Consider the following 8,417-nt stretch of genomic DNA (forward strand, 5'->3'; position numbering starts at 1 on the left):
CCGGTGGCCGCGCCTCGCTACCGCGCCGTGAGCGCGGCGTGCCCCTGGAGCTCCAGCACGAGGTCCTTGACCGCGGTGGCGGGCACCTGCCGGTCGTCCGCCGCCACGAGCGCGGCGACCGACGCGGGCACCGCGTCGTCCGAGCAGAGGATGAGCGGGGTGTCCGCCGAGGATGTCGGCAGCCGGCCGTGCGTGCCGCGCACGCAGGACGGGTCGAGGGGCACGGTGCTCATCGCGTACCGCAGCCCCAGCTTCTTCTTCACCAGGTTCAGCCCCGCCTTCGCCTTGGCGAGCGGGTCCGCCGGGTCGAAGAACAGCTCCGCGGGGTCGTAGCCCGGCTTGCGGTGGATGTCGACGCCCCGCGCGTACTCCGGGGCCCGCGCGTCGTCGAGCCAGAAGTAGTACGTGAACCAGGCCCCGGGCTCCGCGACGACGACGAGCTCGCCGGAGCGCTCGTGGTCGAGCCCGTACCGGGCCTGCGCCTGGCGGTCGAGCACCTCGTCGACGCCCGGGACGGAGCGCAGCAGGTCGGCGACCCGCGGGACGTCGGACTCGTCGGCGACGTACACGTGCGCGACCTGGTGGTCCGCGACGGCGAACGCGCGGGACGCCCACGGGTCGAGCTGCTCGCGCCCGTCCTGCACGTAGACCTGGAGCAGCCCCTCGCGGCGCAGCAGCCGGTTGAGGTGCACCGGCCGGTCCGCGCCCGCGATCCCGTACTCCGACACGACCACGACGGTCACGCCGTCGGCCTCCGCCTGGTCGAGGAGCGGGGTGAGGGCGACGTCGAGCTCGGCCGCCGCGGCGTCGGCCTGCGGCGAGTCGGGGCCGAACCGCTGCAGGTCGTAGTCGAGGTGCGGCACGTACGCCAGGGTGAGGTCGTCGGCGCGCTCGGAGAGCACGTGGCCCGTGGCGCCGATGATCCAGCGGCTCGAGTCGATCGATGCCGTCGGCCCCCAGTAGGTGAACAGCGGGAACTCGCCGAACCGGCCCACGAGCTCGTCGTGGAGCGCGGCCGGGCGCACGTACGCGTCGGGCGACTTGCGGCCGTCGGCGTGGTAGATCGGCCGGGGCGTGACGGTGACCTCGGTGGTCATCCCCATCGCGTACCACCAGCACACGTTCGCGGCGGAGTACTCGGGGTCGGCCGCGCGGCCGGCCTCCCAGAGCTTCTCCCCGGCCACCAGCCGGTTGTGCTGGCGCCACAGGTGGACGTCGCCGAGGCCGCGGAAGTACCACCCGTTGCCGACGGCCCCGTGCTGCGCCGGCATCAGGCCGGTGAGGAGGGTGGACTGGACGCTGCAGGTCACGGCCGGCAGCACCGTGGCGAGCTCGGAGGACCAGCCGCCGGCGGCCAGGCGGCGCAGGCGCGGCATGTGCGCCAGGGCGCGGGCGGTCAGCCCGACGACGTCGAGCAGCAGGACGGGCTTCATGCGACGCTCCTCGCGTTCAGGGGGGTGGTGCTCGGCTCGGCGGCCCCGCCGCCGAGGTGGTCGCGCGCCCAGCGCAGCTCGGCCGCGATGCCCGCGACCAGCTCGGCCGGGCCGTCGGGGCGGACGTCGGCGGGGAGCACCGACCACGTGTACGTCTCGACGTCCAGGTGCGCCCGGTCGCCGTGCGGCGCCGCCGCGACGGCGGCGACTGCCGCCCGGAGCACGTCGGTGGTGGCCGCCAGCGGGGCGGCGGGCGCGTGGTGCAGCGGCACGTGGAAGTGCACGCGCCACGGCCCGTGCGCCGGGAGCCGGCCGGCCAGGGCCTCCGGCAGGTCGTCGGCACCGGCGACCGCCCCGTCGGTCCCGCGCTCGCGGACCTGGTGCAGGTACCGGGTCTCGGCGAACCGCGCGACGGCCTCCCGCGCGCCGGGGTCGGCCGGGTCGTCGACGTGCAGCGCCGCGGACGCCTGGACCTTGACCACGCGCAGGCCCGCGTCCGTGATGCGCGCGACGGCGGCGGCCGGGTCCGCGAACGACACCGCGAGGTGGCACGTGTCGAGGCAGACCCCGACGAGCTCGGGGTCGATGCGGCGCTCGGCCGGCAGGTCGGTCGCGGTGCGGGCCGCGAGCCAGGCGACGACGTCGTCCACGGTGTCGAGGACGCAGCCGGGCTCGGGCTCGACGGCGACGCGGACCGTCCGGCCCGTGCGGTCCGCGAGGTCGCGCAGGCCGCGGGAGAGGGTGGCGAACGCGCGGGTGGCCTCGTCGTCGTCCGCGGGCGTCCACGGCGCGCGCCACGCCAGCGGCAGGGTGGAGATCGAGCCGTCGACGCCCTCGGGCAGGAGGTCGGCGAGCACCCGGGCGCACGCGAGCACGTAGTTGAGGCGCGCCCGCTCGGCCCAGGTGGGCGAGTAGACGGCGTGCTTGACCACCTCGTCGTGGAACCCCCCGTACGGGAAGGCGTTGAGCGTGTGGACCACGAGCCGGTGCTCGGCGAGCACGCGGCGCAGCCGGTCGCGGTCCTCGGGGGACCGGTCGAGCCGGTGCGCCAGCGCGGCGGGGAGCCAGAGGCCGACGCCGAGCGTCTCGAGCCCGGCGGCCTCGCGCACCGGCCCGGCGGTGCGCGCCAGCTGGTCGAGCACGCCGTCGAGGTCCTCGGCGGGGTGGACGTTGGTGCAGTAGGAGAGCAGCATCGCGCGCCCCTCAGACCCGTGCGCCGCGAAGGACGGAGGAGCCCTCGAACGTGGCGCCCGCGGCCTCGCCGGGGACGAAGCCGGGGACCGGGTCGAGCACGAGGTTCCCGGACTGCTCGTAGAACGCCACGGGATTGCGCCAGAGCACCTGGTCGACGTCGCCGTGCGTGTACCCGTCGGCCAGCATCGCGCGCCCGGTCCGTGCGGTCTTCAGCGGGTCCGAGCGGCCCCAGTCCGCGGCGGAGTTCACGATCATCCGCTCGGTGCCGTGCTCGCGCAGCAGGGCGACCATCCGGCCCTCGTCCATCTTCGTGTCCGGGTAGATCGAGAACCCGGCCCAGCAGCCGGCGTCGCGCACCATCGCGACGTTCGTCTCGTTGAGGTGGTCGACGAGCACCCGCTCGGGCGGCAGCCCGGACTCGCGCACCACGTCCAGCGTGCGGCGGGTGCCGGCGAGCTTGTCCCGGTGCGGGGTGTGCACGAGGACGGGGAGGTCCGCGTCGAGGGCGAGCTGCAGCTGGGCGGCGAACACCTCGTCCTCGGCGGGGGTCATGGAGTCGTACCCGACCTCGCCGACGGCGACGACGCCGTCCTTGAGCAGGTAGCGCGGGATCTCGTCGAGCACCGCCCGGCAGCGCGGGTCGTTCGCCTCCTTCGGGTTCAGCGCGATGGTCGCGTGGTGCCGGATGCCGAACTGCGCGGCCCGGAACCGTTCCCAGCCGAGGAGGGCGTCGAAGTAGTCGCAGAAGGACCCGACCGAGGTGCGCGGCTGGCCGAGCCAGAACGCCGGCTCGACGACGACGCGCACGCCGGCGGCGTACATGGCCTCGTAGTCGTCCGTGGTGCGGCTCGTCATGTGGATGTGGGGGTCGAGGATGCGCATGCTCACTCCTGGGTGGTGGTCGTGGGGATCAGCCGGTCGACGTCCGGGGGGACGATCCGGCCGGCGGCCCGCCGTTCCGCGGCGAAGTCGGTGGCCATGCGGGCGAGCTCGGGGTCCGCGCGGGACTCCAGGTCGGCGACGGCGTCGAGGCTCACGCCCATGAAGACGAGCTTGAGGACGGCGTGCCGCCAGGCGTGCTGGTCGAGGTACCGCGAGCCGAAGGTCCCGGTGGCGGCGGCGACGAGCGCCTGGTCGTTGGACCGCAGGGCGTCGGCGGCGAGCTCGACGCCGGTCGCGACGACGTCGTCCGCCGGCGCGCCACGCGCCGCGAGCGCGTCGAGGCCGCGCAGCACGCCGCGGCGCTCGGCCGCGTCCCCGCCGCGGTAGAGGGCGGCGAGCCGGTCGCCGAGCCCGTCGCCGGACGAGGCCGCGAGCGTGACGACGAGCTCGGCCCGGGCCTCGTCGTCGACGGTGCCGCGCACGACGCCGGTGGGGTCGGCGTCGGGGTGCAGCGGTGCTCGGCCCACCCGGCGGGGGACGAGCGCGAAGGCCCGCGTGACCGCGTCGGGGTCGCGCGCGACGTCCGCGTGGGCCTGCTCGAGCCACGCGGTCGCCGCGCTCGTGGGGGTGGGTGTCATGGTCGGACCTCCGTGGTCGTGGACGTCTCGCGCGTGGACGCCGTCCGCCACGCGTCGTGCAGCGCCGTCAGGCTCCGGCGGGCGAGGTCCGGTGCGTCGTGGGAGTGCCGGGGGAGCTCGACGGCGGCGACGCCGGAGTAGCCGAGGTCCGCCAGCGTGGCGAGCACCAGGGGCAGGTCGATCTCGCCCTCCCCGAAGGGGCGGTGCTCGTGGTGGGTGGAGGGCATGTCGTCCAGCTGCACGTTGGCCAGGTGCGGCGCGGCGGCGCGCAGGGCGCCGACGACCCCGTCGGGCTCGACCACGAGGCAGTGGCCGACGTCGACCGTGAGGCCCAGGTCGTCCCCGGCCGCACCGAGCTCGGCGCGCAGCCGCAGCGCGTCCGCGACCGTCTCGACGAGCATCCCGGGCTCGGGCTCCAGCGACATCCGCACCCCGCGCTCGCGGGCGTGCTCGAGCAGGCGGGGGAGGCGGTCGTGCAGCCGCGCCCACCCGTCGGAGGCGCGGTCCGCGGCGGGCAGGATCCCGGAGAAGAACGAGACGCAGCGGGCGTCCAGGGCGGCCGCCACGTCGACGGCCCGCTCCAGGTACCGCAGCCGCACGTCGGCGTCGGCGTCGACGAGGGTGGGGCGGTGCTTGACCCACGGGTCGAGCAGGTAGCGGGTGCCGGTCTCGACGACGACGGCGGCCCCGGCGCCGTCCCGCATGCGCGCGAGGCGCGCGGCGACGCGGGCCACCTGTGCGTCGGCGTCGTGCGCGAACGGGTCGAGGTGGGGGAACCCCAGGGTGAGCGCGACGGCGTCGTACCCGACCTCGTCCAGCACGTCGAGGGCCGCCGGCAGCGGGTGGTCGCCGAAGCCGTTGGTGCCGTACCCGAGGCGGAACCCGGGCCGCGCCGCCGGGTCGGCGGACGGGTCGGCGGACGAGCCGGGGGACGGCGTCGGCGCGGTCACGTGATGCTCACCCGGCCCCGCCGGCGCAGGAGCGCGGCGGCGGCCGCCGAGGCCCCCGCGAGCGCCACCGCCTCGACGCGCCCGCCCCGCAGCGCCCAGGCGGCCTGGAGGGGCACCATCGCCTGGATCCCCGCCCTCGTCGCCGACCGCGCCGCGCCGGCGGAGCGGTCCTGGGCGGCCCGGAGCTGGCCGGGGAGGCACGCGGCCGCGTACGCGGCCGCCGCCGCGACCGCGCCCCCGCGGGCCCACCCCCTGGCGGGTGCGGTCCCGGGGCGGGCGAGCGCCGCCGCGGCCGTCCCGGCGGCGACGACCGCGGTGGTGACGGCGGCGGACGTCCCGACCGCCGTCGTCGTGCCGTGCACCTCCCCGCGGGAGAGCACGGTGACGCCGAGGGTGTGCACCGCGAGCGCGGCCGCCGCGGGCAGGGCGGGCCGCACGCCGGTCGGCGCCGCGCCGAGCAGCACGTCGAGGCCGCGGCACGCGGCCATGACGAGCGGCCCCGACCGGCTGTCCTTCGCGACCAGGTCGTAGGTCAGGACGCAGGCGGCGAGGGGCACGGCGACGGTCAGCGCGGCCCGCCCGCCGCCGAGCGCGGCCAGGGTCACGCCGGCGCCGGTGAGGGCGGCGCCCGTCGCCAGGGCCTGCCCGGGGGTGACCCGGCCCGAGGGGATCGGCCGCTCCGGCCGCTCGACGGCGTCCAGGTCGCGGTCGGCGTAGTCGTTGAGCGCCATGCCGCCCAGGTACAGGCACGCCGACGCCACGGGCAGGAGCACCCGGCGGCGGGCGGGGCCGCGCCCGGGCGACGACGCCATGCCGGCGAGCGTGTCGCCGAGCACGGTCAGCGCCGCGGGGGCGCGGACGAGCTCCGCGGCGTCGCGGGGCGTCACCGGCGCGCCTGGTCCGCCGCGCGCACCGCCCACGCGGCGAGGTCGGCGGCCTGCGACGCGGCGTCGTGCACCGAGGACGCCCACGGGTCCTTGAAGAAGAACCCGAGCTCCGGGACGGGGCCGGCGACGCCGGCGGCGTGGGCGAGGGCGAGGAGCCGGGCGAGGTCGAGCACCATGGGGGCGGCCAGCATGGAGTCGTAGGCGCTCCACGTGGTCTGCAGGGTCAGGCGCGAACCGAGGAACCCCTCGACGTGCACGTGGTCCCACGCGACCTTCGTGTCGCCGAGGTCGGGCACGTTGTCGATGTGCAGGGGAGTGACGTCGCTGCCGGTGAGGTCGTGCAGGCCGCGGGTCTTCGTGGCGAGCTTGCTGCGCGCGGCCTCGGGGTCGGCCAGGGTCGCGCCGTCGCCGCCGCCGAGCAGGTTGGTGCCGGCCCACGACAGCACGCGCAGGCCCCGGGCGGTGAAGGCCGGCGCCAGGACGGTGCGCAGCCAGGTCTGCCCGGTCTTGCCGTCCTGCCCCGCGACGGGGAGCCCGGCCTCCGTGGCCAGCCGGGTGAGGGCCGGCAGGGACATCCCCGCCGACGGCGTGAACGCGGCGTACGGGGCGCCGGCGAGCACCGCCGCGTACGCGGAGACGGACGACGCCGGCAGCACGGCGCGGCCCGGGTCGGTCAGCGCGGTGCGCAGCGCGGCCAGGTCGTCGTGCTCGCGGGCCGGCGTGACCGGGGGCTCGGTCGCCGAGACGTCGACGACCACCACCCGCGCGAGGCCGTGGCGCTCGCGGAACCCGGTGATGTCGGCCGCGAGCCGGTCGGCGGCGTCCTGCTGGCTGCCGCGGTGCTCGGCCGGGTCGTAGCCGGTGCGGACGTCGGCGTCCGCGGCCTCGAGCGCGTGGTGGGTGGCGGCCAGGAGCCGCGGCGGGATCATGCCCGCCTCGACGAGGCCCTCGGCGCGCTTCGTCATCGTCGTGGGGGAGAGGTCGTGCCCGCCCACGACGAGGTCGCCGAACGCGGGCATCGGGACGTCCTCGAACCCGGCACCCGCGGTGACGCAGCCCGTCGCGGGGGCGTGCCCCTCGGAGAGCGCCGCCAGCCCGAGGGTGGCCGTCGTGGCGACCGAGCCGTGCGCGCCGACGAGCCAGAGGCCCGTACGTCCGGTCGGGTGGTGGTGGTCCGCTGTGGCGTGGTGCATCGTCGCTCCCCGAGGTCGGCGGTGCTCGGCGCCGAGCACCGCGTCGAGGGCCCCTCTGCCCCCGACGGCCGCCACGCTAGCGAGGCTTCTGACGGTCCGCAATCAAAAGATGGATCTCGTACCGTCGAATGGTGGGGTCCGGTCGACAGGTTCCGCCGTGGGCACCGTCGCCCGGCGTGCGTCGGGCGACGGCGGCCCGGGTCACGCCGAGGGGCGCGCTCCCGTGCCCGGCTCGCCCGTGGCACGCAGCATGACGACGTCGTCGTGCTGCACGCCCCCGACGTCGTACGTGCGCGTGCCCGCGACCTCGAAGCCGTGCTTGCGGTAGAACGCCTGGGCCCGCACGTTCTGGCCGTTGGTGCCGAGCCACAGCGGGGCGGCGACGCCGGCCGCGGACCCGAGCTCGGCGGCCGCGGCGGCGGCCCCGTCGAGCAGGTGCGCCGCGACGCCCCCGCCCAGCGCCTCGGGGTGCACGTAGATCTTGGACAGCTCCGCGTACGGGCCGGGGCCCGCGACGGCGCGGAGCACCGCGCGCTCCTCGGCACCGGCGGGGTCGCCGAACGCCACGAGCGCGTAGCCGAGCAGCGGGGGTACGTCGTCGGAGGTAACGCCACTCCTGCCGTCCGCCTCGTCGACCGCCACCAGGAGCGCGTGGCGGTCGGACACCGCCCACGCGCGGAAGTCGGCCGGCGCGAGGTGCGCGGCGACGTGCGCGGCCATGGTGGCGACCGGCGTCCCGGGCGGGCAGGCGAGCGGGAACGTGAGGGCGGCGAGCCACGCGACGTGGGCCGCCTCGGCGGCGCGGGCGGGGCGGACGAGGACGGACGCGGGGCGCGGGACGGCGGTCGGCGGGGTGGTCACGCGACGATTCTCGCGCGCCCGGAGGGCGTGTGCGCCGCGTCACCGCGGACGGAGTTGGCCGGGTGCCGTGGAGCGTGTAATGTTCTACGACGACAGCCCGACAGGGAGACGGACACCGAAGAGCATGACCGGGACACCGGGCAGCTCGGGTGGCCGACCGGGGTTGGAACTCACTACGAGAACGGGTTAGCATTCGTGCGCCCCGGACATCGTTCGTGGGGCTTGCCGATGAAAGTCGGACGGTCCGAAACCTGGAAAACAGGCGGTTGGAACGGCCGGAAAGAATCTGGTAAGTTTGAGGGGTTGCCCCGGCGGGGTCGGAATCGAAGGGTTCTGGTCTTGTGGGTGTGCGTCGGTTGTTTGAGAACTCAACAGTGTG

The 8,417-nt window shown here is 76.5% G+C and carries 8 protein-coding genes; all 8 read right to left on the reverse strand.

The features are described 5' to 3' along the window. Positions 1–17: 17 nt before the first annotated feature. The gene (locus ACFU9A_RS21665; protein ID WP_430577370.1) at positions 18–1,433 is read right to left on the reverse strand and encodes an alkaline phosphatase family protein; all 1,416 of its coding nucleotides are present in this window, start codon (positions 1,431–1,433) and stop codon (positions 18–20) included. Continuing rightward, on the reverse strand, positions 1,430–2,626 hold the full coding sequence (eboE, locus tag ACFU9A_RS21670) for a metabolite traffic protein EboE (RefSeq protein WP_430577371.1): 1,197 nt from the start codon (positions 2,624–2,626) through the stop codon (positions 1,430–1,432). The genes ACFU9A_RS21665 and eboE overlap by 4 nt, the downstream gene beginning before the upstream one ends. 10 nt (positions 2,627–2,636) lie before the next feature. Then, on the reverse strand, positions 2,637–3,509 hold the full coding sequence (locus ACFU9A_RS21675) for a TatD family hydrolase (RefSeq protein ID WP_430577372.1): 873 nt from the start codon (positions 3,507–3,509) through the stop codon (positions 2,637–2,639). 2 nt (positions 3,510–3,511) lie between these two features. After that, complete coding sequence (locus ACFU9A_RS21680) at positions 3,512–4,147, reverse strand: EboA domain-containing protein (protein ID WP_430577373.1); 636 nt, start codon at positions 4,145–4,147, stop codon at positions 3,512–3,514. Then, entirely contained in the window at positions 4,144–5,097 is a 954-nt protein-coding gene (locus tag ACFU9A_RS21685) for a sugar phosphate isomerase/epimerase family protein (protein ID WP_430577374.1), read from the reverse strand. Before ACFU9A_RS21685 ends, ACFU9A_RS21680 begins: the two co-directional genes overlap by 4 nt. Continuing rightward, on the reverse strand, positions 5,094–5,984 hold the full coding sequence (locus tag ACFU9A_RS21690) for an SCO3242 family prenyltransferase (protein WP_430577375.1): 891 nt from the start codon (positions 5,982–5,984) through the stop codon (positions 5,094–5,096). Before ACFU9A_RS21690 ends, ACFU9A_RS21685 begins: the two co-directional genes overlap by 4 nt. After that, entirely contained in the window at positions 5,981–7,177 is a 1,197-nt protein-coding gene (locus ACFU9A_RS21695) for an inositol-3-phosphate synthase (protein WP_430577376.1), read from the reverse strand. Before ACFU9A_RS21695 ends, ACFU9A_RS21690 begins: the two co-directional genes overlap by 4 nt. Positions 7,178–7,378: 201 nt before the next feature. Next, on the reverse strand, positions 7,379–8,038 hold the full coding sequence (locus tag ACFU9A_RS21700; RefSeq protein WP_430577377.1) for a GNAT family N-acetyltransferase: 660 nt from the start codon (positions 8,036–8,038) through the stop codon (positions 7,379–7,381). Positions 8,039–8,417 lie beyond the last annotated feature (379 nt).

The organism is Isoptericola sp. NPDC057653 (genome assembly GCF_042799955.1).
Lineage (GTDB): Bacteria > Actinomycetota > Actinomycetes > Actinomycetales > Cellulomonadaceae > Isoptericola.

Coding starts and splice junctions, on each gene's coding strand:
- ACFU9A_RS21675 (WP_430577372.1), bottom strand. CDS start 3,509: ATGCGCATCCTCGACCCCCACATCCACATGACGAGCCGCACCACGGAC.
- ACFU9A_RS21695 (WP_430577376.1), bottom strand. CDS start 7,177: ATGCACCACGCCACAGCGGACCACCACCACCCGACCGGACGTACGGGC.
- eboE (WP_430577371.1), bottom strand. CDS start 2,626: ATGCTGCTCTCCTACTGCACCAACGTCCACCCCGCCGAGGACCTCGAC.
- ACFU9A_RS21665 (WP_430577370.1), bottom strand. CDS start 1,433: ATGAAGCCCGTCCTGCTGCTCGACGTCGTCGGGCTGACCGCCCGCGCC.
- ACFU9A_RS21680 (WP_430577373.1), bottom strand. CDS start 4,147: ATGACACCCACCCCCACGAGCGCGGCGACCGCGTGGCTCGAGCAGGCC.